Source organism: Streptomyces sp. NBRC 110028 (assembly GCF_001417735.1).
Taxonomy (GTDB): domain Bacteria; phylum Actinomycetota; class Actinomycetes; order Streptomycetales; family Streptomycetaceae; genus Streptomyces.
Genome location: NZ_BBUZ01000028.1, coordinates 111,389 through 135,916, shown reverse-complemented (window position 1 = coordinate 135,916; position 24,528 = coordinate 111,389). Strand labels below are relative to the sequence as shown.

General features: G+C 71.2%; 24 protein-coding genes. 3 read left to right on the top strand and 21 right to left on the bottom strand.

Annotation, left to right across the window (positions count from 1 at the left end):
* Positions 1–24: 24 nt before the first annotated feature.
* The 11 genes from ASC60_RS19765 to ASC60_RS19715 all read right to left on the bottom strand — a co-directional run bounded on the left by ASC60_RS19765 (position 25) and on the right by ASC60_RS19715 (position 11,822).
* Complete coding sequence (locus tag ASC60_RS19765) at positions 25–855, bottom strand: sugar phosphate isomerase/epimerase (RefSeq protein ID WP_055552699.1); 831 nt, start codon at positions 853–855, stop codon at positions 25–27.
* A complete protein-coding gene (locus ASC60_RS19760; protein WP_055552697.1) occupies positions 852–2,009 on the bottom strand; it encodes a dihydrodipicolinate synthase family protein in 1,158 nt (385 codons plus the stop codon). The genes ASC60_RS19765 and ASC60_RS19760 overlap by 4 nt, the downstream gene beginning before the upstream one ends.
* Positions 2,006–3,166 carry a Gfo/Idh/MocA family protein gene (locus ASC60_RS19755; RefSeq protein WP_055552695.1) on the bottom strand — a complete coding sequence of 387 codons (1,161 nt, stop codon included), beginning with the start codon at positions 3,164–3,166 and terminating at the stop codon, positions 2,006–2,008. The genes ASC60_RS19760 and ASC60_RS19755 overlap by 4 nt, the downstream gene beginning before the upstream one ends.
* A 161-nt stretch (positions 3,167–3,327) precedes the next feature.
* A complete protein-coding gene (locus ASC60_RS19750; protein WP_055552694.1) occupies positions 3,328–5,121 on the bottom strand; it encodes a hypothetical protein in 1,794 nt (597 codons plus the stop codon).
* Complete coding sequence (locus ASC60_RS19745) at positions 5,118–5,705, bottom strand: hypothetical protein (RefSeq protein ID WP_055552692.1); 588 nt, start codon at positions 5,703–5,705, stop codon at positions 5,118–5,120. Before ASC60_RS19745 ends, ASC60_RS19750 begins: the two co-directional genes overlap by 4 nt.
* A 6-nt stretch (positions 5,706–5,711) precedes the next feature.
* Positions 5,712–6,587 carry a carbohydrate ABC transporter permease gene (locus ASC60_RS19740; protein WP_107097119.1) on the bottom strand — a complete coding sequence of 292 codons (876 nt, stop codon included), beginning with the start codon at positions 6,585–6,587 and terminating at the stop codon, positions 5,712–5,714.
* Complete coding sequence (locus tag ASC60_RS19735) at positions 6,584–7,546, bottom strand: carbohydrate ABC transporter permease (protein WP_055552690.1); 963 nt, start codon at positions 7,544–7,546, stop codon at positions 6,584–6,586. Before ASC60_RS19735 ends, ASC60_RS19740 begins: the two co-directional genes overlap by 4 nt.
* The gene (locus ASC60_RS19730) at positions 7,543–8,844 is read right to left on the bottom strand and encodes an ABC transporter substrate-binding protein (protein ID WP_055552688.1); all 1,302 of its coding nucleotides are present in this window, start codon (positions 8,842–8,844) and stop codon (positions 7,543–7,545) included. The genes ASC60_RS19735 and ASC60_RS19730 overlap by 4 nt, the downstream gene beginning before the upstream one ends.
* A gap of 65 nt (positions 8,845–8,909) precedes the next feature.
* On the bottom strand, positions 8,910–9,668 hold the full coding sequence (locus ASC60_RS19725; protein ID WP_055553108.1) for a cupin: 759 nt from the start codon (positions 9,666–9,668) through the stop codon (positions 8,910–8,912).
* 5 nt (positions 9,669–9,673) lie between these two features.
* The gene (locus ASC60_RS19720) at positions 9,674–10,648 is read right to left on the bottom strand and encodes a PmoA family protein (protein ID WP_055552687.1); all 975 of its coding nucleotides are present in this window, start codon (positions 10,646–10,648) and stop codon (positions 9,674–9,676) included.
* Between the two features lie 7 nt (positions 10,649–10,655).
* Entirely contained in the window at positions 10,656–11,822 is a 1,167-nt protein-coding gene (locus ASC60_RS19715) for a Gfo/Idh/MocA family protein (RefSeq protein WP_055552685.1), read from the bottom strand.
* Between the two features lie 266 nt (positions 11,823–12,088).
* On the opposite strand from ASC60_RS19715, the gene ASC60_RS19710 reads away from it, so the two are divergent.
* The gene (locus ASC60_RS19710; protein WP_055552684.1) at positions 12,089–13,147 is read left to right on the top strand and encodes a LacI family DNA-binding transcriptional regulator; all 1,059 of its coding nucleotides are present in this window, start codon (positions 12,089–12,091) and stop codon (positions 13,145–13,147) included.
* A 23-nt stretch (positions 13,148–13,170) separates the two neighbouring features.
* On the opposite strand, the gene ASC60_RS19705 is transcribed toward ASC60_RS19710, so the two are convergent.
* The 8 genes from ASC60_RS19705 to ASC60_RS19670 form a co-directional block, all read right to left on the bottom strand.
* Positions 13,171–13,878, bottom strand: coding sequence for a lytic polysaccharide monooxygenase (locus ASC60_RS19705; protein ID WP_055552682.1), 708 nt, complete (start codon positions 13,876–13,878; stop codon positions 13,171–13,173).
* A 162-nt stretch (positions 13,879–14,040) separates the two neighbouring features.
* On the bottom strand, positions 14,041–15,432 hold the full coding sequence (locus tag ASC60_RS19700) for a UDP-glucose/GDP-mannose dehydrogenase family protein (RefSeq protein WP_055552681.1): 1,392 nt from the start codon (positions 15,430–15,432) through the stop codon (positions 14,041–14,043).
* 154 nt (positions 15,433–15,586) lie between these two features.
* Positions 15,587–16,564, bottom strand: coding sequence for a YbhN family protein (locus tag ASC60_RS19695; protein ID WP_079038495.1), 978 nt, complete (start codon positions 16,562–16,564; stop codon positions 15,587–15,589).
* On the bottom strand, positions 16,561–17,736 hold the full coding sequence (locus tag ASC60_RS19690) for a glycosyltransferase family 4 protein (RefSeq protein ID WP_063787172.1): 1,176 nt from the start codon (positions 17,734–17,736) through the stop codon (positions 16,561–16,563). The genes ASC60_RS19695 and ASC60_RS19690 overlap by 4 nt, the downstream gene beginning before the upstream one ends.
* Positions 17,737–17,805: 69 nt before the next feature.
* Positions 17,806–18,864 carry a UbiA prenyltransferase family protein gene (locus ASC60_RS19685; RefSeq protein ID WP_055552677.1) on the bottom strand — a complete coding sequence of 353 codons (1,059 nt, stop codon included), beginning with the start codon at positions 18,862–18,864 and terminating at the stop codon, positions 17,806–17,808.
* 115 nt (positions 18,865–18,979) lie between these two features.
* Complete coding sequence (locus ASC60_RS19680) at positions 18,980–20,164, bottom strand: endonuclease/exonuclease/phosphatase family protein (RefSeq protein ID WP_055552675.1); 1,185 nt, start codon at positions 20,162–20,164, stop codon at positions 18,980–18,982.
* 1 nt (position 20,165) lies between these two features.
* A complete protein-coding gene (locus ASC60_RS19675) occupies positions 20,166–21,248 on the bottom strand; it encodes an NAD(P)-dependent oxidoreductase (protein WP_055553106.1) in 1,083 nt (360 codons plus the stop codon).
* Positions 21,249–21,635: 387 nt separating this feature from the next.
* On the bottom strand, positions 21,636–21,863 hold the full coding sequence (locus ASC60_RS19670; protein WP_079038494.1) for a zinc-binding dehydrogenase: 228 nt from the start codon (positions 21,861–21,863) through the stop codon (positions 21,636–21,638).
* 101 nt (positions 21,864–21,964) lie between these two features.
* Between ASC60_RS19670 and ASC60_RS19665 the strand changes: the two genes are divergently transcribed.
* Entirely contained in the window at positions 21,965–23,110 is a 1,146-nt protein-coding gene (locus ASC60_RS19665) for a class I SAM-dependent methyltransferase (RefSeq protein WP_055553104.1), read from the top strand.
* Positions 23,111–23,156: 46 nt separating this feature from the next.
* On the opposite strand, the gene ASC60_RS19660 is transcribed toward ASC60_RS19665, so the two are convergent.
* Positions 23,157–23,540, bottom strand: a complete 384-nt coding sequence (locus tag ASC60_RS19660) for a helix-turn-helix domain-containing protein (protein WP_055552671.1) — start codon at positions 23,538–23,540, stop codon at positions 23,157–23,159.
* Positions 23,541–23,655: 115 nt separating this feature from the next.
* On the opposite strand from ASC60_RS19660, the gene ASC60_RS43755 reads away from it, so the two are divergent.
* Positions 23,656–23,784, top strand: a complete 129-nt coding sequence (locus tag ASC60_RS43755; protein WP_267892809.1) for a hypothetical protein — start codon at positions 23,656–23,658, stop codon at positions 23,782–23,784.
* A gap of 69 nt (positions 23,785–23,853) precedes the next feature.
* Here the strand turns inward: ASC60_RS43755 and ASC60_RS19655 are convergent, their stop codons facing one another.
* Positions 23,854–24,498: a hypothetical protein gene (locus ASC60_RS19655; RefSeq protein ID WP_370592943.1), complete on the bottom strand. Its 645-nt coding sequence runs from the start codon at positions 24,496–24,498 to the stop codon at positions 23,854–23,856.
* Between the last annotated feature and the right edge of the window lie 30 nt (positions 24,499–24,528).

Here is a 24,528-nt window from a genome sequence, read left to right as displayed (position 1 = left end):
CGAACGGGCAGCCGACGGCGGTCGCTACAGCACCAGCGCGCGGTAGCGGTCGGCCACCTCCGCCAGGACCTCGGCGCCGTCGCGGGCCCAGAGGTCCGGGTTGAAGATCTCGACCTCGATGGGGCCGTCGTAGCCGGTCGCGTCGAGCTGTTCGCGGAACCAGCGGAAGTCGACCGCGCCGTCGCCGAGCTGGCCCCGGCCCAGCAGCACGCCCTCCGGCAGGGGTGTGATCCAGTCGGCGAGCTGGAAGGCGGCGATGCGGCCTTCCGAGCCGGCGCGGGCGATCTGGGCGGCGATGGTGTCGTCCCACCACAGGTGGTAGGTGTCCACGACGACGCCGACCTGGTGGGCCGGGAAGCGGGTCGCCAGGTCGAGGGCCTGGGCCAGGGTGGAGACCACGCAGCGGTCGGAGGCGTACATCGGGTGCAGAGGTTCGATGGCCAGGCGGACGCCGCGCTCGGCGGCGTACGGGCCCAGCTCGCCCAGGGCGTCGGCGATGCGCTCGCGGGCGGCGAACAGGTCGCGGCTGCCGGGCGGGAGGCCGCCGGAGACCAGGACCAGGGTGTCGGTGCCGAGGGTGGCGGCCTCGTCGATGGCGGCGCGGTTGTCGGCGAGGGCGGCGGCGCGCTCATCGGGGTCGAGCGCGGTGAAGAATCCGCCGCGGCACAGCGAGGTGACGGTCAGGCCAGCGTCGCGGATGAGCCGGGCGGCGGCCTCCACTCCGTACTTCTGGACCGGTTCGCGCCACAGACCGACGCCCGTGACGCCCGCCTTGACGCAGCCCTCCGCCAGCTCCGGCAGCGACCACTGCTTGATCGTTTCCTGGTTCAGGCTCAGGCGCGGCACGGAACTCATTGGGCGACTCCATGGACGGACAGCAGGTGCTTCATACGGGACTCCGCCAGGGCCGGGTCCGGGAACAGACCGAGTCCGTCGGCCAGTTCGTACGCCCGCGCCAGGTGCGGCAGCGAACGGGCCGACTGCAGGCCGCCCACCATGGTGAAGTGCGACTGGTGGCCCGCCAGCCAGGCCAGGAAGACCACGCCGGTCTTGTAGTAGCGGGTCGGGGCCTGGAAGAGGTGGCGGGAGAGTTCCACGGTGGGGTCGAGCAGGGCGCGGAAGCCCGCGGTGTCGCCGGTGTCCAGGCGGCGTACGGCCTCGGCGGCGAGCGGGCCCAGCGGGTCGAAGATGCCCAGCAGGGCGTGGCTGAAGCCGCGGTCGTCGCCCGCGATCAGCTCGGGGTAGTTGAAGTCGTCGCCGGTGTAGCAGCGCACCCCGTGGGGGAGCTTGCGCCGCAGGTCGATCTCGCGCTGGGCGTCCAGCAGGGAGACCTTGATGCCGTCGACCTTGTCGGGGTGGGCGGCGATGACGTCGAGGAAGGTGCGGGTGGCGGCGTCCAGGTCGGCGCTGCCCCAGTAGCCCTCCAGGGCCGGGTCGAACATCGGGCCCAGCCAGTGCAGGACGACCGGCTCGGTGGCCTGGCGCAGCAGATGGCCGTAGACGTCGAGGTAGTCGTCCGGGCCCTTGGCGGCGGCGCACAGGGCGCGGGAGGCCATCAGGATCGCCTGGGCGCCGGAGGCCTCGACGACGGCGAGCTGTTCCTCGTAGGCGGCGCGGACCTCGTCCAGGGTGCGGTCCCCGGGCGGCAGCTGGTCGGTGCCGACACCGCAGGCGATGCGGCCGCCGGCCGCCTTCGCCTCGGCCGCCGAACGGCGGATCAGCTCGGCGGCGCCCGCCCAGTCCAGCCCCATGCCGCGCTGGGCGGTGTCCATGGCCTCGGCGACGCCGAGCCCGTGCGACCACAGGTGGCGGCGGAAGGCGAGGGTGGCGTCCCAGTCGACGGCGGCGGGGCTGTCGGGACTGACGTCGGCGTACGGGTCGGCGACCACGTGGGCGGCCGAGAAGACGACGCGGGAGGTGAGCGGGGCCCCGGTCGTCGGGGAGAGCGGTTCGGTGCGGGGCTCGTAGGGGCGGGTGGTGCCGCCCGGCGCGGGGAGGTGGAGGGTCACAGCGTCAGCTCCGGCACGTCCAGCCGGCGGCCCTCCGCCGAGGACGCGAGGCCCAGCTCGGCGAGCTGGACGCCGCGCGCACCGGCCAGCAGGTCCCAGCGCCAGGGCTCGTCCAGGGCGACGTGGCGCAGGAACAGTTCCCACTGGGCCTTGAAGCCGTTGTCGAACTCCTCGTTGTCCGGGATCTCCTGCCACTGGTCGCGGAAGGACTCGGTGGCCGGGAGGTCGGGGTTCCAGACCGGCTTGGGGGTGGCCGAGCGGTGCTGGACGCGGCAGTTGCGCAGGCCCGCGACGGCGGAGCCCTCGGTGCCGTCGACCTGGAACTCGACCAGCTCGTCGCGGTTGACGCGGACCGCCCAGGAGGAGTTGATCTGGGCGATGGCGCCGCCCTCGAGCTGGAAGATGCCGTAGGCCGCGTCGTCGGCGGTGGCGTCGTACGGCTTGCCCTGCTCGTCCCAGCGGTGCGGGATGTGGGTGGTGGTCTGGGCCTGGACGGTGCGGACGGGGCCGAACAGCTCGTGCAGGACGTACTCCCAGTGCGGGAACATGTCGACGACGATGCCGCCGCCGTCCTCGGCGCGGTAGTTCCACGAGGGGCGCTGGGCGCTCTGCCAGTCGCCTTCGAAGACCCAGTAGCCGAACTCGCCGCGGATCGAGAGGATCTTCCCGAAGAAGCCGCCGTCGATGAGCCGCTTCAGCTTCAGCAGCCCCGGCAGGAAGATCTTGTCCTGGACGACGCCGTGCTTGACGCCGGCGGCCTGGGCGAGCCGGGCCAGTTCGAGGGCGCCGTCGAGGCCGGTGGCGGTGGGCTTCTCGGTGTAGATGTGCTTGCCCGCCGCGAGGGCCTTCTTGATGGCCTCCTCACGGGCGGCGGTGACCTGCGCGTCGAAGTAGATGTCGACGCTGTCGTCGGCGAGCACGGCGTCCAGGTCGGTGGAGACGTCGGCGACGGGGTCGAGGCCGTGGCGCTCGGCCATCTCCTTCAGGGCGTGCTCGCGGCGGCCGACGAGCAGCGGTTCGGGCCACAGCACACTGCCGTCGCCGAGGTCGACGCCGCCTTGTTCGCGGATGGCGAGGAGCGACCGGACGAGGTGCTGGCGGTATCCCATCCGGCCGGTCACACCGTTCATGGCGATCCGCACGGTCTTACGTGTCACGTGGCTTCGTCTCCTCACCAAGGTCACCAGAGGTGGTAACAGCATCGCAGTAAGCGCTTCACAGTAAGCGCTTACTAGTGGCTACGCTAACTCCCCCGGCCATCCCTGTACAGAGCGGGCACGGGGGCGGCACAGGGGTCAGTCAGCGCTTCACCGCGGAGTCACCGCAGAGTCAAGCGATACACGAGCGGTGAACGCCCGGTGATCAGCACGCGCAGCCCGGACACCGGCAGATCGCCGCCCATCCAGGTATAGCGCTCCCCCGGGTCCATGACGGCGGGCTGGCGCGGGCCGCTGCCGTTGCCCGGGCCGAAGGTGATCACGTCATCGCCGCACGTGTACGTCCCGTACCCCTTGACCAGCTGATACGTGTCCTTCTGGCCGGGCACGGGCTCGACGCCGGTCAGCGTGCCCCCGGTGCGGAAGCACAGCTCCAGGGCGAGCGGGACCTCGGACTCGCCGACCTCGACGTCCAGGTTCCAGCCGCCGTCCGCCTCGGCCGCCCGCACCTCGGTGTGCAGGGTGCGCCACTGCTTGGGGCGGTGCGGGAAGTCCATCGCGGACCAGAAGCGGCCGTCGTCGGTCAGCGGATAGCGGCCGTCGGGGTGGCGGTGCTGCGGGGGCAGCGGCAGGTGGTATCCGGCGCGGACGTCCGCCCACAGCCGCCAGCCGTCCGCCGTGCGCTCGACGTTCTCGGCGCGGAAGTGGCCGAGCGAGAAGAACTGCGGGGACAGCCGCAGCGAGTCCAGGATCGCGGCGCCCTTGCGCCACTTGAAGAAGGTCGGGTTGGTGGACAGGCCCGAGGAGATCGCGTGGACGTCGGGGAAGTCCGTGCCGCCGAACAGGGACGTACGGGTGGCGCCCCGGCCGATCCGCACCAGCCCGCTGTCCTTGTCGTGCCAAGTGAACTCCGACGGCACGGCGGTGGCCTTCGGCAGCGGCGCGGCCAGCTCCGGTTCGTCCAGCACCTCGGCGAGGAAGTCCCCGAGCGGGGTCTCGTCGAAGGTCTGGTCCGCACCGCGCCGCTGGACGGTCTCGGCCATGGCCGCGAAGCGCCCGTCCTTGTCCCGGATCGCCAGCGCCCGGTACTGCAGCCAGTACTCGGACAGGTGCTTGACCGTCTTCTGGTCCTGGCGGCGCGAATGCACCGTCTCCACGTCGCCGTTGGGCTCCACGAGGTGGAGCGTGGCCTCCAGGTTGCGCCGCACGGTGTCGTACAGCTTCGGGCGGTCGGTGAGCCGGGCCAGGGTCAGCAGCGCGGGGTTGGTGACGATGGGCGCGTAGGTGGCGCTGCGCTCGCTGTACTGGCCCGCCTCGTACTGGTCGATGCCCTCGGCCAGCCAGTCGTCGATGCGGCGGGTGTAGCGGTCGTCGGGCCAGAAGGAGTTGACGCGGGCGAGCGCGGCGCACACCTTCCAGCGGTGGTTGGGGGTGTGCAGCCCGCCGGTGGAGAGCCCCGCCCCGGCCTTGCGGAGGATCTTCTTCAGGGTGGCGCGGACCTTCGCGGTGGACGGGTGGTCGTCGTCGTCCAGCAGGCCGTACAGCAGGCCCAGGTCGACGATCGAGAAGGCGGTGTCCGGCGGGGAGTGCACCGCGCCCTGGTCGAAGAGGCCGTCGTCGAACTGGGCGGCGGCCAGCGCGTCGGCGAGCCGGGTCATGGGCGCGATGAGCGCGGCGTCGTGGTGGTGCTCGGCGTCGGCCCATACGTGGACGGAGGTCAGCAGGCGCAGGCTGCGGGCGGCGGGGCGGGCCTGGCCGAGGTTGTTCAGCTGGGCGAGGGTGGCGTCGAGCCCGTCGACCACTTCGGCCACCCGCTTGTCGGCGGCCTTGGTGAGCAGCTCCAGGAACGGCTTGTCGGTATGGCCGACGGCAGCGGCCGGGGGCGCGCCGGGCGCGGCGAGAAACCCGCCCGCTGCGGCGGATCCGGCGAGGAAGTGACGTCGGGGCAGGCTCAAAGGTGGTGCTCCGTGGCTCTGGCGGCGATCGCGAGCGGACCGGGGACGAGGAAGAGAAGGGGCGGATAGGCCCAGGCGCAGACGGCGGCGGTGGCCACGGCCAGCAGCAGCACGAGGCTCGCGCGCGGGGTGCGCACACCGGCGTACGCGGCCGAGCGTAGCGCGGTGCGCCAGCTCGTCGCCGATTCGGGGCGGGCGCAGGCCCGCAGCAGGACGACCGTGAGCAGCCCGGCCACCGCGAGCAGCGCGGGCCGGAAGGCGACCGCGCCGGGCAGGCCCGCCCCGGACGCGAGCGCGTTGAACAGCAGCAGCGCGCCACCGGCCAGCATCCCGGCCCCGGCCAGCAGGTCGCCGGTGCGCAGCCGGGCCCGCAGGGCGCGGAGGTAGCCGCCCGCGGTGGCGGGGGCGTCCTCCCGCACCCGCCGGTCGAGGACGGCGCAGGCCGTGGACATGGCGGCGGGGGCGGTGATCAGCGGCAGCGAGGCGGCGGCCGTGGCCAGGCCCACCGCCAGGACGTCGGCGAAGAGGGCGAAGCGCGGGCCGGTCAGCTCGCCCGGTTCACGGGTGGTCGCGGAGGACGGCATGGCGGCTCACCCCTTCAGCCCGGAGCTGGCCATGCCCTCGACCAGGAAGCGCTGGAAGGCGAGGAAGAAGAGCACGATGGGCAGCAGGGCGAAGACCGACATCGCGAACATCGGGCCGAACGCCGACTGGCTGGAGGCGTCCACGAAGGAGCGCAGGGCCAGGGTCAGGGTGAACTTCTCCGGCTCGAAGAGGTAGATGAGCTGGGTGAAGAAGTCGTTCCAGGTCCAGATGAAGGTGAAGATCGCGGTGGTGATCAGCGCGGGCCTGGTCAGCGGCAGGATGACGCTGAAGAAGGAGCGGAAGGGCCCGCAGCCGTCGATCCGGGCCGCCTCCTCCAGCTCGCGCGGCAGCCCGCGCATGAACTGGACGATGAGGAAGACGAAGAAGGCGTCGGTGGCCAGGAACTTCGGCAGGATCATCGGCCAGTAGGTGTTCACCATGCCGAGCTGGTTGAAGATGATGTACTGCGGGATGAGGATCGCGTGGTGCGGCAGCATGATCGTGGCGATCATGAAGGCGAACAGCGGCCCGCGCATCCGGAACCGCAGCCGGGCGAAGGCGTACGCGGCGAGCGAGCAGCTGATGACGTTGCCGAGGACGGCGCCGCACGCGATGAGCAGCGAGTTCCACAGCAGCCGGCCGACGCTGACCTCGTTCACGCCCTCCAGGGCGGTGGTGTAGTTGCTCCATTCCAGGTGGCTGGGGAGCAGCTTGAGGCTGGCGATGACCTCGTCGGCGGGTTTGAACGAGGTCGCCACCATCCAGGCCAGCGGATAGAGCATCACCAGCAGCACGGCGATGAGGCAGATGTGCAGGACGATCCGGCCCGTTGGCCGCCGCCGCGCCACCGGGGCGGTGGTGGTGATCGGGGCGGTGGTCATCGGCCCCCCTCGTTGTTGTCGTTGGCGTAGAAGACCCAGGCCCGGGAGGTCCGGAAGAGGACCGCGGTGACGGCTCCGATGGCTATCAGCAGCACCCACGCCATGGCGGAGGCGTAGCCCATGTGAGAGGCGACGAAGCCGCGGTCGTAGAGGTAGAGCGTGTAGAAGAGGGTGGAGTCGGCGGGCCCGCCCTGTCCGCCGCTGACCGCGAAGGCGGGGGTGAAGACCTGGAACGCCTGGATCATCTGGAGCACCAGGTTGAAGAAGAGGACGGGGGACAGCATCGGGATGGTGATCGAGCGGAACTGCCGCCACCAGCTCGCCCCGTCCACGGCCGCCGCCTCGTACAACTCCACCGGTATCTGCTGGAGCCCCGCCAGGAAGATCACCATGGGGGCACCGAACTGCCATACGGTCAGCAGCGCGACCGCGAGCAGCGCCCAGCCCGGCTTGGTGGTCCAGCCACCGGTGTGGATGCCGACGCCGGAGAGGAGTTTGTCGACGGTGCCGCCGTTGCTGAAGATCGCCCGCCAGACGAGGGCGATGGACATGGACGCGCCGAGCAGCGAGGGCGCGTAGAACGCCGATCGGTAGAAGCCCTTGCCCCGCCTGACGGGCTTCAGCCCGAGCGCCACGGCGAGGGCCGCCGCGAGCTGCAGCGGCACCGCGATCACGACATAGGTGAGGGTCGTGGTGACCGACCGCCAGTAGCGGGGGTCCTCGGTGAACATCTGGGTGTAGTTGCGGAGGCCCACCCAGCTCGGGGCGTCGAACATGTCGTAGTCGGTGAACGACAGATACAGCGATACGGCCATGGGCAGCAGCGTCAGCACGGCGGCACCGAGCACCCACGGCGACAGGAACACCCAGGCGGCGCCCTGCCGTTCGCGCTTCGGCCGCCGCCGCTCGCCGGTACGGACGGCAGCGCCGTCCTCGGAGCGGGTCATGGTCGTGCTCATTGCCTCAGCTCCGCCTTCGCCTCGGTGATGTAGTCCTCGGCCGCCTCGCGGGGAGACATTCGCTCGTAACTCACTTGGTCGTAGTCGCGCTGGAAGGTGGTCTGGAGGGAGGCGTCGCCCTTGGGCGGGGCCTCCGGCGGGGCATCGAGCTTGCCCTCGAACTGCTTCTGGTAGTCGTAGACGACCTTGTCGAAGCCCTCCAGCTTGGGCAGCGCCCGTTTCCGGCTGGACTCATTGGCCGGGATGCCCCGGGAAGCCCCGAGGATGGCCCCCGCCTGCGGGTCGTTGAGCAGGAAGTCGATGAACCGGGCCGATTCCCTGGGGTGTGCCGTTTTGGCGGACGCCCCGAAGAACATCGACGGCTTGAAGAACTGGCCCCGCTTCCCGGTCACGTCGACCGGCAGCGCCGCGAGTCTCACTTTTCCCTCGCCGATGATCGCCTGGTAACCGCTGGCCGCCGAGTCCCAGTTGAAGCTGGTCACGCCCTTGCGCAGGCCCAGCGCGGTGGTCTCCACCGATCCGTCCATCCGGGTGGTCACCTCGGCCGGGGCCACCGCGCCCTCCTTGCGCAGCTTGGTGCACCACTGCCAGTAGCGCGTCAGGTCGTCGGCGTCGAAGCCGAGGCGGGTACCGCCGTGGGTGTAGAGGGCCTTGCCCTTCCCGCGCAGCCAGACCTCGAAGATGTCCTCGCTCTGACCGGGGTCGGTGGAGCCGGCCTGGCCCCCCGCGGCCTTCGACCTGGACAGCTTGAGCATCGCGTCGGCCCAGTCGTCCCACGTCCAGTCGGGGGTGGGTTCGGGGATGCCCGTCGCGCGCCACAGCGCCGAGTCGTACGCCACCGTCTCGGTGTTGCGGGCCGCCGGAATCGCGTACTGCTTGCCGTTCACCACACCCGTGGCCAGCAGCCCCTTGTCGATCTCGGCGGTCCGCAGCTCGGGGTACCTGTCCAGGTCCAGCAGGATCCCGGAGTTCGAGTACTGGTCGATCTGCCGGTAGTCGAGCTGCATCACATCGGGTGCGTCACCGCCCGCGGCCTGGGTGGCGAGCTTCGCCTTGTAGGTGTCGAAACCCGCGAAGGACGTACTGATGTCGATGCCGGGGTGGCGCTTCTCGAAGAGCTTGACGGCCTCCTCGGTGCGGGCGGCCCGGTCGGGGTTGCCCCACCAGGCGAACCGGAGGGTGACCTTGCCGCCCGAGCCGCCGCCCTCACCGCCGCCGCAGCCCGTCAGGGTCAGGGTCCCGCCGAGTGTGAGGACGAGAGACAGTGCGCAGGACACCGTTGTCCCTTTTTTGCGCATCGCCGGACCGACCTCCCTCCTGTGATGTGCCGATGTGCCTGTCCATGTGGGGGGGATGCCGGTGCCTATTCGCCGTAGTACGGGAGCGTGGCGCCGGGCAGTTCGTATTCGTCCCGCCGTCCGCACATGCCGTAGCCGCCGCGGCGGCTGGGCCCGGTCGCGGTGACCCGGGCGTCGGCGAGGTGGGCCGGGTCGCCCGCGGCGAGCGCGGTCAGCTGCTCACCGGTGCGCTGAGCGGCGGCGAGCGCGCCGTCCCGCCAGCGCGGCTCCCAGTCCTCGACCTTGGGCGCGACGATCCGCACCGCCGCCTCGTGGAAGGCGCGCAGCGGCGCGTCGTCGCCCTTCTCGGCGGCGGCCCGCAGGGTGAGGTAGCCCTCGATCGCGAGGTCCCGGCGGCGCCGGGCGGCCACCTCCGCCGCCGGGCCCTCCTTGGCGGGCAGCGCGGCCGCCGCCGCGTAACGCCCGGGGTCGGCCAGCACCTCGGGCGGGAACGTGAACACCGCGTCCCCGGCCTCGGGCAGCCCGCTGTTCTGCATCAGCACGGTCACCTTCAGGCCGCCGCCCTGCACCATGCGGTGCACCGTGCCGGGGGTGAACCACACCACCGCGCCCGGCTCCAGCGGCGTCTCGCTGAAGCCGTCGGCCACGGTCAGGGTCTGGACGGCGCCGCGCCCGGCCGTGACCACGTACGCCTCGGTGCAGGCGAGGTGGAGGTGGGGGCTGCCGCCGCACACACCGTCGGCTGCCTCCCAGTCGTACGCGCTGATGTGGGACATCCCCACGCCACCCGGCAGAGGGGCGGGCATCGCAGAGGACGCGGCCATGTCGCTCACCACCCGTGGTTCTTGAGGTAGCCCTCGGCGCGCGTCCGGTCCCACGCGCCGTCGGCGACCACCACGCGGTAGCGGTAGCCGAAGGACTCCCCCGGCGGCAGCTCGAACTCCTCGAAGAACGCCCACGAGGGGGCGACCGAGGGGATCGGCTCGGAGCGCACGAACCAGTGGGAGGCGTGGATCGCGGCAGCGTTGTCCAGGTTTTCCGGGGCGTGCGCGAACAGCAGTGTCGAGTGCGCGTCGATGGCGTCGTGCTCCCCGGTGAACGCGATCCAGGGGGCGTCGGCGGCCGGGGTGCCCATCAGGTCCGAGGCGCCCGCCTCGCCCTCGCCGCCGCGCCCGTCCGGGCCGAAGGCGTCGCCGCCGGTGAAGTCGCGGGGGCCGCGCCAGTTCAGCCCGGTGTATCCGGCCATCTCACGGCCCGCGGTGGTCGGGGAGCCGAAGTGCAGCGCCTCGCCGCGGATGTTGGTGAGGTGGATGGACCAGTCCAGGGCCCAGGTGCCCTCGTCCGGCTCGACCGAGTGCAGCTCGATGGTGCGCAGCTCGCGCGCCCACTCCTGGCCGCCGCTGTGGTGAAGGGAAGGATTGGCGACCCAGGTGAGCTTCTCGGTGAAGCGCAGCCGGTCGTCGGTGACCGTGAACTCCTCGAACCCGTCGTGCCGCATGGAGCCGACCCGCTCCTCGACCCGCTGGTAGCCCTGGTCGGGGCCGAGGTAGGAGTTGCCGCCCCAGAAGTTCTGGCCGGACAGATGGCTGGAGGTCATCTGCAGGCCCTTGTGCCAGCGGTGGTCGTTCGGCCGGTAGCCGGAGACCGGGCTTCCGGCGAGGGTGCGCAGCGGGTGGGCGTACGGCTTGCGGGCCTCGAAGGCGTCCGGGTCGGGCGCGTAGACGTAGGCCATCAGCTCGACACCGCCGGAGGCGACCGAGATCCGTGTCCCGTGGGTGTGGGTGACGGTGATCTGCTGGGTCATGACGGCCTCAGCTCTCCTTCTTCGCGGCGTTCGTGGCCTGGGGCGCCTTCGGAGCCCACTCGGGGTGGTTTCCGTGCATGGCGTCGTAGTACGGGTCGCCGGGCGCGATCTCTCCCGCGTGCACGGGCCGCCCGGTGAAGGCCGCCTTGTAGAGCGCGGCGATGAATTCGAGGGTGCGGCGGGCGTCCGGGCCGCTGCCCGGCGGCCGTACGCCGTCCCGCATGGCGTCCAGTAGCCCGGTCAGCTGGGCCGCGTGCGAGCTGGGCAGATCGGCGGCGAGGGTGCGCCAGTGCGCTTGCCGGGCGGGCTCGTCGCGGACGTGCGGGGCGGGGGTGTAGACCCAGTCGTCGTTGCGGTGGCCGTAGAGGTGGGTCAGCTCGACGGTGGCGTCCGCGCAGTCGATGCGGATGCGGCTGACCTCGTCGGGCGAGAGCACGCTGTTGACGACGGTGGCCATGGCTCCGTTGTCGAAGCGGACCAGCGCGGTGGACACGTCCTCGCTCTCCACGTCGTGGACCAGCCGCCCGGCCATGGCGCGGATCTCGGTCCAGTCGCCGAGGAGGTGGAGCAGCAGATCCATCTGGTGGATGCCGTGGCCCATGGAGGGTCCGCCGCCCTCGCTGTCCCAGCGGCCGCGCCAGGGCACGGCGTAGTACGCGGTGTCCCGGTGCCAGGTGGTCTGGCAGTGGGCCACCAGGGGGCGGCCGAGGGCGCCGGTGGTCAGCAGGTCCTGGGCGTGGACGGCGCCCGAGCCGTAGCGGTGCTGGAAGACCACGGACGCGTACGGCCCGCCCGCCTCCGTTTCCGCTTGTGCGATCTCGTCGTACTCGGCGAGCGTGAGGCACAGCGGCTTCTCGCACAGCACCCACGCTCCCGCCTGGAGCGCCGCCACCGTCTGCTCGCGGTGCAGGGACGGCGGGGTGCCGATGAGGACCAGGTCGGGGCGCTCGGCCTCCAGCATCGCGGCCACATCGGGATAGCCGGCGACGGTGAATCCGGCGCTCTCTGCCGCCGTCGCGCGGAAGGCGTCGAGCCGGCCGGCGTCCACATCGACCGCGGCGACCAGCTCGACGCGGTCGGCGTGATCACGCAGGGCGGGCAGATGGCTGCCCGTGACGATGGCTCCCGTGCCGATGACTGCGGCACGGATACGGGCGGTGGCTGCTGCGGCCATGGAGTGAGGCTCCTCGCCAACGGGACGGAAAGCGCTTGCCGAGGGTCGACCCTAGGCACGGTCCGGATGTCAGGACAAGACCCCGGCGAACAGATTCCCGCACCCGTTCCCGGTTCGGTACGCGAGGGCCGCGGCGGCCCTGACCAGTGAGAGCATTGACCCGGCCCCACCAGGGGGTGTCTTGTCGCCCGGCATGATCGGCAAGACAGCCCCTGGCGCACGCGGTGTCCCACCAACGACCCAGGTGACCATCCAACGGAGGAAACATGGCAGTGACCCTGGCCGACGTGGCCGCACGGGCTCGGGTCTCGGCGGCCACCGTGTCGCGCGTCCTGAGCGGCAACTATCCGGTCGCCGAATCGACCCGGGCCCGGGTGCTGCGTGCCGTGGAGGATCTGGAGTACGTGGTCAACGGACCGGCAAGCGCTCTCGCCGCCGCCACGTCCGATCTGGTCGGGGTGCTGGTCAACGACATCGCGGACCCCTTCTTCGGCATCATCGCGGGCGCCGTGCAGTCCGAGATGGGTCCCCCGGGCGGCGCCGGCACCGAGCCGGGGCGGGGCGCCGAGAAGCTGGCCGTCATCTGCAACACGGGCGGCTCGCCCGAGCGCGAGCTGAACTACCTCACCCTCCTCCAGCGCCAGCGCGCCGCCGCCGTCGTCCTCACCGGCGGCGCGGTCGAACACCCCGACCACGCGGCCGCCGTCGCCACCAAGGCGTCCCGGCTCGCCGCCTCCGGCACCCGGGTGGTGCTGTGCGGACGGCCCCCGATCGAGGACGCGATCACCCTCACCTTCGACAACCGCGGCGGCGCCCGGCGGCTGACGGAGCATCTGCTGGCCCTCGGCCACCGCCGCATCGGCTACGTCGCGGGCCCCGCCGACCGCACCACCACCCGCCACCGGCTGGAGGGCCACCGCGAGGCCCTGGCCGCGGCCGGGCTCGACGCGGACGCGCGGCGGCTGACCGTCCACGGCCTGTACGACCGGGCCTCCGGCTACGACGCCACCCTCGAACTCCTGCGCCGCGACGTCGGCTTGACCGCCGTCGTCGCCGCCAACGACACCATCGCCCTCGGCGTCTGCGCGGCCCTGCGCGACCAGGGCCTGCGCATCCCCGAGGACGTGTCGGTCGCGGGCTTCGACGACCTCCCCTTCAGCGCCGACGCCGTCCCCGCCCTGACCACGGTCCGGCTGCCGCTGCACGAGGCGGGCGTACGGGCCGGGCGGCTGGCCCTGGGCCGTGAGCCGCAGCCGCCGGGCGGGGTGGCGATGGTGCGCGCCGAACTCATGGCCCGCGCCTCCACGGCCCCGCCTCGGCACTGAGGCGGACACCACGACTCGGCGGGTCAGCCGCCGGGGAAGATCACATCGCTGCACGAGTAGAACGTCTGGTCGAAGTGGCTGGCCTGCCAGATCATGAACACCACATGGCGCCCGGTACGCCCGGGCGCGTTGACCGGGATCGAGACCGTGACCCCGTTGAGGCTGGGATCGCTGGAGGGCTCCCCCTCCCCGGGCGCGATCTTCCCGGTCTGCGCGACGAGTTCGAGGTTGCTCCAGCGCAGCGGCTGGGTCGTGGGGTCGTAGCCCTGCTTGGTGACGTAGATGCGGTAGTAGTCCGCGCCGTGCTTGGCCTGGTCGTGGTTCTTGAACGTAAAGCTGTTGTTGACCGGGGTGGCCTCCCACTTCCCGGGCACGTCCATCGCGTTGTAGCGCCCGGACCAGGTGCGTCCGGCACTGCACAGCTGCCCGTCGGGCAGCGCGGCCTGGTGGTTGCCCGCGACGCCCTCGCGGTAGAGGCCGTTCCAGTTCCACATGGCGTTGGCGTCGGCCTGCCACGCCTGCCAGCACATGGGGTCCTTGGTCTTCATCTCCGGGTTCTGGAAGTCGCCGCCCCAGCGCTTCCAGCACCCGTAGTTGCGCGACGCCGGACCGATGGCCGAGCCGTGGGCGGCGGCGGTGTCCACCAGCGCCAGGGTGGTCAGCAGCGTCGCGGCCGACGCGACGGCCGAGGCGCGAAGACCCCAGCGACGAGCATGATCATGACAATTCATGAGAGCCTCCGGATCCGCGTCGAAGTGTGCGGGAACGAGGTGTCGCGCGCTGCGCGCGGGAGCGCTCCCATCGTAGGGTGGGATCCGAGCGGCGGCCATACGCATGACGCGGCGTCATCTCGCCCGGGGCGCGGCAGCGGGCCGCGCCCCGGGCCACGCGCATCAGGGCCGCCCGAGCGCCCGGTACTCCCAGCCCGCCGCGCGCCAGCGTGCCGCGTCCACGGCGTCGCGGCCGTCGACGATGCGGCGTCGAGCGACGACAGAGCCCATGATCTCGGGGTCGATCTCCTGGAACTGGGCCCACTCGGTGAGCAGGACGACCACGTCGGCCCCGGTGGCGGCGGAGATCGCGTCCGTGCCGTAGTCCAGTTCGGGGTGGACGCGGCGGGCGTTCTCCGTGGCCTCCGGGTCGACGAGGGTCACGTGGGCGCCCAGCCGGTGCAGGGTGGAGGCGACATCGAGGGCGGGGGCATCGCGGATGTCGTCGGAGTTGGGCTTGAAGGCGGCGCCGAGCGCGGCCACGCGGACGCCGGTGAGGTCCCCGCCCGGGGCACCGGCGAGCTCGCGGACCAGGTCGACCGTGCGGGACCGGCGGCGCTTGTTGATGGCGTCGACCTCGCGCAGGAAGGCGACGGCCTGGCCGACGCCGAGTTCCTCGGCGCGGTGGGCGAAGGCGCGGATGTCCTTGGGCAGGCAGCCGCCGCCGAAGCCCAGACCTGGCTTGAGGAAACGGCCACCGATGCGGTCGTCGTAGGCGAGTGCCTCGGCGAGGTCGCGTACGTCGCCGCCGGTGGCCTCGCAGACCTCGGCCATGGCGTTGATGTACGAGATCTTGGTGGCGAGGAAGGAGTTGGCGGCGACCTTGACGAGTTCGGCCGTGGTCAGGTCGGTGACGACCACCGGTGTGCCGCCGGCGATGACGGGCCCGAACGCGGCACGCAGCCGCTCCTCGGCCCACGGGGAGGAGGCGCCGAAGACCAGCCGGTCGGGGCGGAGGGTGTCGTCGACCGCGTAGCCCTCGCGCAGGAACTCGGGGTTCCAGGCGAGTTCGACCTGGTCACCGGCCGGGGCGAGGCGCTGGACCAGCTCGGTCAGCCGGGCGGCGGTGCCCACCGGCACCGTCGACTTGCCGACGATGAGCGCACGGCGGCGCAGGTGCCGGGCGAGCGCGGTCACCGCGCTGTCGACGTACCGCAGGTCCGCCGCGTCGGAGTCCTGCCGCTGGGGGGTGCCGACGCAGATGAAATGGACGTCGCCGAACTCGGCCGCTTCCTCGAAGCTGGTGGTGAACCGCAGCCGGCCGGAGTCGGTGGCCTTGGCCAGCAGTTCGGGCAGACCGGGTTCGAAGAAGGGCACCTCACCCTCGCCGAGGAGCTTGATCTTGGATTCGTCCACGTCGACGCCCAGGACGTCGAAGCCGAGGACGGCCATGCATATCGCGTGGGTGGCGCCGAGGTAGCCGGTGCCGATGACGGTCAGCCGGGGAGCGGGCACGTCGGTGCCGTCATCGGGCTTCGGGCGGGTGGTCTTCTCCGGTCCTGCGATGGCTGCCATGGATACCTCCAGAGTCTCTCGGTGGTCAGACGAGATCGGGAAGGGTGGCCGAGGGGTCGCCGGCGGACGTGGCGCGGCGCGTCTTCACGCGGGCGCGCCGCGCCACGTCGCTCGACGTGAACAGTGCGGGTGCCGATACGCATCCCGGGCGGGCTCAACTCGCGGACAGCGCGTCCAGCGTCTTCTCTTTGCTCCGTCGCCGTTTCAGGTGACGGTTGCCGGCCAGGAGTCCCAGCACGCCAAGGGTCACGCTCACGTGGCCCAGGGTCGTGAGGACCCGGCTCAGCAGGAGCAGCGTGACCAGATTCGGACCGCTGATCAGAACGCCGAGCGTGAGACCGAGCACCGCCTCACGCACCCCGATACCGGCGGGTGTCAGGGACAAGGTTCCGGCGACGGAGCTGAGCGTGAAACCGCCGATGCCCAGCGTCGCCGCGGTGAGCGGGGGTGCCCCGAAGGCGATCGCGATGATCGCCGCGTGCACTCCGTTGCCACACCATCCGAGGATGCTGAGAGCGATCATCCCCAGGGAGGCCCCGCGATCGGGCGGCGCGACCTCGTGTTCTCCCTGGCGCAGCACGCGTTGCCCGAGAGCGAGCAGCTTCCCCAGCAGGCGCGGTGTCAGCATGACCGCGCACGCGGAGAGCAGGACCGGCAGCATGAGCCACCACGTCGGATCGTCCGCCACCAGGCGGGGGAACGCCAGCAGGCCCACCATGCCGCCGCTGAGCGCGGTCAGGACGACCGCGGCCAGACCGGTGCTCACGAGTTTGGTCACCGGCGCTCCGACCTTCTTCGCGAGCGCGGCTTGGGTGACAGCGGGCCAGATGGCGCCGGGCAGATATCGCGTCGCCCCGGAGGTGAAGTAGATCCAGGCCGCGTCGGAGAACGTGAGCCGTATCCCGGCACTGGCGACCAGCATTTTCCACCCGATGAAACCGGGGAATTGCGATATCACGGTGAACGTGGTGGCGAGACCGACGACCGGCCAGCCAAGTGAACGTATGCTGTCGCCGAGTCCGTCCCGCACGCTCCAGACCTGCCAGCACAGGAAGACGACGATGGATGAATAGAGGATCGCCTTGAGCGGCTTGAGCATGCGCCGGCGATTCTTCACCGCGTTCACCGTCATCGCATGAGCGTGTTCTGACGCCGCGCGCCGATCACCGAGGAGTGGTCTCGCATCGGGGTGACCTGCTGGAACAGCTCCTCGTAGGCGTCGAGGGAGGTGTCCACACTGTAGAGGTCACGGGCCCTGCGACCGCCCTCGGCGCGCTCTTCGGGAGTCAGCGCCGCCAGCTCCGTGATCGCACGGGCCAGCGCCGCCGGGTCACGCGGGGGGATACGGCGGCCGAATCCCGTTTCCAGGACGGGCGAACGCCCTCCTGGAAGGTTCGTGGTGACCGAGGGAACGCCGACCATCATCGCTTCGGCCTGGACGGTACCGAAGGACTCGGCGACGGACGGCAGAGCGAAGACGTCGATCGACGCGTAGAAATTGTCGATCTGGCTTCCGCTCAGCAGGCCGAGCATCTGAATCCGCTTGTCGTCGCCGATGAGCGGCCGAAGCCGGTCTTCGATTCCGCCGCCGGCCACCTTGACCCAGTCACCGCCGATCAGCAGGCGAGCATCCGGATCATCGAGCATCTGGAATGCTCGAATCAGATATTCGATTCCCTTGTCCTCGACGATACGCCCGAGGAATCCGATGTGCATGCCGCTTCCGTCGCGGTAACTGGGCTCACCACCGCGCCGGTCGAGGCACGGCGGGGCGATTCCCCGCCAGTTCCTGCGCTTGATCAGCGGCCACAGCTTGGAACCCCGCGCTTGATCGGTGCTGTTCACCACGACCGCGTCGGAGAGCCGCAGCGCGGCCCACGTGGACACGTCCACCGCACGCGTCGCGACCGCGTTGACCGCTCCCGAGGGCAGCCACAGGTCCATGTGGTGCGTCGTCACCAGCGGTCGGCCTCGCACGCCCAGGGCGATGGGTCCCACTTCGAGCATCGGCGCGTGCGGGTTGACGATCGCCGACCTGCGGGCGACGTGCAGGGCCAGGGACACGAACTCCGGGCTCACCGGTCCCCGGCCGATCGTCCGGCGGACCGGACTGCGGAAGACCGAGACGCCGCCTCGGACCTCGCGAAGAGGCAGCGACTTGTCGTGCTGCGTGGCCACCACCGCCACACGATGCCCTCGTTCGACCAGGCCCTCGGCGATGCGCTGGGTATGGATCGTCAGCCCACTGACGTACGGCGCGTAGTAGTTGATGACGATCGCACAATCGAATTCGTGGTCACGCATGAACAGTTCCCTTCCCCTGCTGACGATGTGCGGCTTCTCTCGTCGTGTCTCGTCGTGTCTCGTCGTGCCTCACACGAGCCGGCCGACGGCCAGACAGATGAGCCACAGAGCCGCGTTGATCATGAGCGGCATGTCCATGAGCACGTCCCGGCCCGGCTCCCCACCGCTGCGGTGCACCGACAGCAGCTGTGTATAGCGGCAGAGGGCGAAGACGGCGAACGGCACGGTGACGACGGCCAGCACGGCGGCGTGCGGCTGCGGTGCCGAGAGGATGAACAGTTCGTAGCTGATCAGCGTGGCGGCCAGCAGCACGGCCGTGAGCTGGTCGAGCAGGGGCACCGAGTACCCCGCGAGGGCGGGCCGCTGTGCGGCCGCCTGCCCCCGCAGGCTCGCGGTCACCAGCTCGTGCCGCCGCTTGCCCAGCGACATCAGCAGACAGGTGCAGTAGACGCAGATGATCAGGGTGGGGCTGAAGGGCGCCGCCACCGCCAGACAGCCCGCCACGGCACGGAGGACGAAGCCGAGTGCCACCACACTGACATCGACCAGCGGGTAGTTCTTCAACACCAGGCAGTAGGCCAGATTGAGCACCGCGTACCCGACGACGGCAGCCCGTACCGGCGGTGGCAGCAGTGCCCCCAGGGTCGCCGCGATGCCCAGGCATCCCGCGCCCAGCAGCAGCGCGCCAAGTGGACCGACCTGGCCACTGGCCAACGGCCGGTGACGTTTCACCGGATGCAGCCGGTCCTGCTCCCGGTCGAGCCAGTCGTTGAGGACGTAGACCGCACCGGAGGCCGCCGTGAACGCGACCGCGGTGACCAGTGCCCATGCGATGCGGTGCCAGAACACCGCGGGATCCACGGCCAACGGGACGATGAGGACGAAGATGTTCTTCACCCATTGCCGAGGGCGCAACAGCACCAGCGGCGCCGGTAACCGCGAACGCCGGGGCTCCGCGCCCGCGGTCCCCTCCCGGAGCGGACCGTGCGAGCCGTTCGTGGCGCGGACCGGTTCCGGGGTGGGCATCGTCGGCGCCGCGGTGGGCACGGCCGCCCGGGTACCGGGCGACGCCGTCGCGGCCGGGCCGCCCTGGTCGTCCATGATGTCGTCGCTGCCCAGCCAGTTCATGACCGTGCACCGCTCATGAGCCGCCTGCCGGCGACTCCGCGGGACGGGGAGGAGTCGAGCGTCACCTTCACATCGAACCTGTCGGGTTGCGCCACGGTGCTTCCCTTCCTGGGGTTCAAGGGGTGTGCGTGGGCTGTGCGGAGCCCGCCTCGTCCGGGACGACGACACGGATCTCCTGGCCGGCGTGGTCCGAGAAGTCCTCGCCGCCGTCATCGAAGCGATCGCTGGAAACAGCCAGGCCGTGATGGGTGAACAGCCAGTCGAGGCGCCACAGCCGGGGCAGTGCGAAACCGGAGATGGGCCAGGTGCGGACGGGCAGCCATGAGCCGGTCGGGCTGTGCAACTGAGTGCCGGCGCCCAGGGAGGACAGCTCCATCCAGGGCGAGTTGAAGTCGCCGGCCACCAGCGACGGGTGGCGGTTGCCGGCCAGATCCGCGCGCAGCTTGCGCAGCTCACGCGTCCACCAGATGCCGCGGTTCCGGTGTTCTCGGTAGGTACTGACCTTCAGGGGGTTGCCGGGGTGCACGGGCACCGGAAGATGCACGTTGTAGAAGGAGACCGTGCGCCCGCCGACCCGGATGTCGGTGCGCTGGAACTTCGTCCCCTTCCAGTACCAGGCGTCCTCACCCCCGGCAGCGCGCCGGTGGTGTGCCGTCACCACGGGCAGCCGGGAGAGGGTGATCAACTCGCCCTCCACGGACACCCGGTAGCCGGGGAACTCCGCGCGCAGCCGGGCCGAGTCGTCGATGCGGACCGGCTTGTCGTCCTTCCAGTACAGATACTCCTGGAGGAGGTACACATCGCTGTCCTGCCGGCGCAGGAAGTCGTAGAAGGCGTCCTTGTCGTCGCCCATCTGCCAGAAGCGGGTGCTCCAGGCGAACACCTTGACCGGCGTACCGGCGGGGCTGGCGGTGGCGGTGCCCCACCCCGGGCCGTATCCGGCCAGATGGCCCCCGGCCAGCAGCAGGACGACCAAGGCGATGGAGAGCCGGCGGCGCACCGGCCGCGCCGGCAACGGTACGAGGCACAGAAGCAGCAGGGGCACCACCACCAGGGTCAGTGGTGGGATGAGCTGGACGATGTTCCACGGCCACCAGCGGCCGGCGAGGAGGACGAGCAGGACGAGGAAGACCGTCCAGGCCGCCGTGGCCGCCACCAGCAGGCGCGTGGCCGTACGCCGGCGGCCTGTCGGCGGCCTGTCCGGCGGGCCATCCGGCGGGCCGTCCGGGAGCACGCCCTGCCGGTCGGCCGGCGGTAAGAGCGGGTTGTTGTCCGACCCTCCGACTCCGGTGGCCGGCATGTCAGAAGAACGCCTTCGCCAGCGTCAGCATGCCCTGTCGCCAGGGGTCGCCGCTGGTCCGTCCGGCGCGGCCCGCCGCGGCGGTCGCCCGTTGGCCACGCCACCAGTCGTAGGACTGCAAGATGGCGGCCTGGTTGGACACCCGGGGACGGAAACCGAGCTTGTCGCGGGCCTTGTCGATGCTGACGTAGGAATCGGCGAGCAGCTTGAGTATCAGCCTGTCGTACACCGGCGACAGCTTGGCCCGTGCCAGCGCGCGCAGCACCGCCACCGCGGGCTTACTCGGTATCGACACCACCCGCTTGCCGTGCCCTGCCGCGTCCAGTACGCACTGGAAGTCCTCCCGCAGGGTGCCGAACTCGGCGGCGCCGATGTTGTACGTGTCGCAGGCCACCTCGTCCGGGGCGGTCAGCGCCAGCAGCACCGCGTCCACGAGGTCGTCGACCCCCAGCATCTGGCTGCGCACCTCCCCCGTGCCGAGCATGGGGAAGTTCCTGCCCTCCTCGGCCCACTGGAAGAGCATGTCGAACAGCCCCATGCGGGTCGGGCCCAGGAAGGTCTTGGGACGCAGCACCGACAGGCTCATCCCTTCCGCCCGGAACCGCTCGGCGATCTCCTCCGCCGCCGACTTCGCGGAGCTGTAGGGATCCACGGGCCTCTTCGGGTAGTCCTCGGGCGTGGGCACCTTCTGGGGCAGTCCGTAGACGGCGGTCGTGGAGATGTGCACCACCCGGGGCACGGCGGCGGCACGGGCCGCCTTCAGCACGGTCGTGGTGCCCTCGATGACGATCGACCGTATGTCGGCCGCGGAGTAGCTGGGCAGCGCGGAGGCGGAATGCACCACGGCGTCGACGCCTCGGAACGCCTCGGCGAGGACCGCCGGGTCACGGATGTCCCCGGCGATGGGCATGAGTCCGGGCTGGGCGGGCATCGGCCGCAGATCGAGTGCCCGGACCTCGCTGCCGGAGTCCACCAGACGGTCCACCAGGCTGACGCCGAGCACCCCGGCGGCACCGGTGACGGCGACACGGGCGGGAAGAGCGGACCGGCCCGCGTACGGCGGCGTGTCCGGGGCGCCGGTCACCACGAGATCGCCCCCTCACACGCGCGGCGGCCGACGAGCGCGGCGCCCGGGGAGGCATCCCCGGCCACATGGATGAGGACCTGGCCTGAACTGGATCCTAAGGCTAAGGAGATCCTCAGCCAGGATTTCCTAGGATCATTGCGCGTTCGACTGAGCTTGTGCGCGTTCTCGACGTTCATCTTCCCGGCCCCTTCGAGGCTCATGAGACGGACCACGGGCCCCTCTCCCCTCTGTCACCGAAGTGCGAAGCGATCATGACTATGGCATGATCATGACATTCGATCAAGGTGCCCCCTTGAGTGACGTGTCCCACTGTCAAACGATGTTGGCCGGCCCCGTGATCAGGGCAGCATCAAAGACCGGGCACCACCCGACCAGTGATCACGGTCAGGGCTGACCGGTGGTCGCCTGGTCGACGCGGACCACGTACGTGCCCCGCACTCCGCCCCGCGCCAGGACCCGGCGCGCCGCCGCGATCTCCTCCAGGGGGAAGACCGCGTCGACCATCGGACGCGGCTTCCCCTCCACCACGAGACGGGCGAGGTCGGCCAGCAGCGGGCGCCGGGGGTTGCCGCTGAAGAACCGCACCCGACCGCGCCCGCGCACCGCGCTCATGCTCGGCCCCCTGCCCCACCGGCGATCGGCATGATGTCCTCCGGAAGGATCGACCCACACGCACCGCGGGTGCGAACGGCACGAGAGCAAAGGTGTACCCCCTGAGCACGCAGCACCTCATCGAGTGGCCCGAGGACGGCCGGACCCACACCGCCCAGTGGCGCTCCGAGAGCGGCGCGCCGCCGCCGCGGCGGGTGGTGGTCGCGGACGACCGGATGACGGCCGACGCCGCGTACCGCCTCGTCTGCGAGGGCACCGCGCTGCTGTGGCGCGGCGACTACCAGGGCGCCCGGCAGCTGCTCGCCGCGCTGGCGCGGCGGGTCGACCGGGGGCCGCGGCGGCCCCGGGGGCGGCGCGGGCCGGCGGAGAGCACGGCCGAGGCGTTCCACCGGCACCGGCAGGAGCAGGGCCGGCGGGCCCGGCTGCTGGGCATGCTGCTGGTGCCGCTGGACGCCGGCCTCGCCGTACCGCTGCGCCGCGCGCCCGACGTACGGGAGGCGTGTGCGCGGGTGTACGGCGCGGCGCAGGGCCCGTCGGTGATCTCGCTGCGGGAACTGCTGGGGCTGATCGGCGCGCACGAGTGGCGGGTCAAGGGCGTCGAGATCGCGGCGCTCGGCGGGGACCGCGTCCATCCGTACTACGGGGTCTTCTCGCCGGTGCGCGGCGAATACGTCGACCTGGTGGCCGAAGCCCCGCTGCCCGCGTCCCCCACGGCCGCCTTCGACATCGGCACCGGGACGGGCGTGCTGGCCGCCGTTCTCGCGCGGCGCGGTGTGGAGCGCGTGGTGGCCACGGACCAGGACGAGCGGGCGCTGGCCTGCGCGCGGGAGAACGTGGAGCGGCTGGGCGTCGCCGATCGGGTGGAGGTGGTGTGCGCGGACCTCTTCCCGCCCGGCCGTGCCCCACTGATCGTCTGCAATCCGCCCTGGGTCCCGGCGCGCCCCAGCTCGCCGGTCGAGTACGCGGTGTACGACCCCGGCAGCCGCATGCTGCACGGCTTCCTGAACGGGCTCGCCGACGCCCTCACCCCCGGCGGCGAGGGCTGGCTCATCCTTTCCGACCTCGCCGAGCATCTGGGGCTGCGGACCCGCGAGGAGTTGCTGGACGCCTTCGAGGCCGCCGGGCTGCGGGTCGTCGACCGGCTGGACACCCGGCCCGTCCACCCCCGCGCCACCGACTCCGCCGACCCGCTGCACCGGGCCCGCGCCGCGGAGGTGACGTCCCTGTGGCGGCTGGCCGCGGGGTGAGGGAACGCCCACGCGCCCGGGAGGACCGCCGGGCGCCGCGCGCCCGTCAGGCGTCGAAGCGGTGGCGCGCGCCCTCGATGTGCCCGAGGTGCCGGTGCGTCCAGTCGCAGAGGGCGTCGACCGTGGCGCGCAGGGCCCGGCCCGGCCCGGTGAGGGTGTACTCGACCCGCGGCGGCACCGTGGGGTACACCTTCCGGTCGACCAGACCGTTGCGCTCCAGCATGCGCAGGTTCTGGGTGAGCATCTTGTGGCTGACGCCCTCGACCTCGTCGCGCAGTTCGCTGAAGCGCAGGGTGCGCTCGCCGAGCGCCTCGATGATCAGGAGCGCCCACTTGTTGGCGACGTCCGAGAAGATCTCCCGCGCCAGGGAGTCCGCGCGCCGCAGGTCCGCGTCCTCGGGCAGGCCCTTGAGCTGCTGCTTGGTCACCATCAGGTTCCTCAGCCACCGAAAAGTGTGTTCTTCCAGGTCAGCCGTCACTCTCCTACAGTTTCCGAGTAACCACAAGAGAGTGGAACGGAAAGGGCGGGACTGTTGGCCACCCTCGATGTCTTCCACCACGTCCGGCGATCTGACCCACGTTTCCGGACAGCTCTCGCTCGACGGGGCGGGCGAGTTCCGCCACGCGGACGACTTCGCCGCCCGGCCGGCACGGTCCTCGGCGTCACCGAACTGACCTTCCCCGGCCAGGCCATCGAGAGCAGCTTCGTCGTCGACACGAAGCTGCCCGCCTGAGTTCTCGCGGTCAGAGCCGGAACGCCGCGGTCACCCGCGCCGCGAGTTCGTCTTCCGTCGTCGTGGTGTCGACCTGAAGGGCACGCAGCCGAAGACGCCCGGTTTCCTCCCGAAGGCGTCGCGTGAACATGTCGTCCCGTTCGGCGATGTTGCGGCCGGCCCGCGCCGGGTCGCTGGTCCTCCACATGAACCCCTCCCCCGGTACCGACCGGCTCCGGAAGGCGGCCTGGCGGAAATCGGGGGAGGGAAGAAGCCAGACGGCGTGCTCGGAAGCGGTGAGCAGAGGCTTCACCAAGCGCGGCAGCAACCGGAATCCCTCGACGATGACGCACGGCTCCCGCGGCAGCCGAAGGAGGTCTTCGACGATCAGGCCGAAGCCCTCACCCCGAAACCAATGGAACGTCTCGAGCATGAGCTCCGGAGAGCGGTTCACCCATCGCTCGTCCATGTCCATGGCCATGAACTCGTGCAAGTAGGGGGCCTCCTCGGGGGTGGCCCGCCCGGCGTGATCACGCATCACGTCGTCGGTCGCGTAGAGGCGCCAGCCGTAGCGCTCGGCGAGCCGGCCGGCGATCGTCGACTTTCCGGCGCCACTGCCCCCGCCGATCCAGTACACGTGCCGCAGCCGGGCGGCAAGCTCCGCCGCGTCGGCCACCTCTCCACCATGTCCGGGCCGCATCCCTGT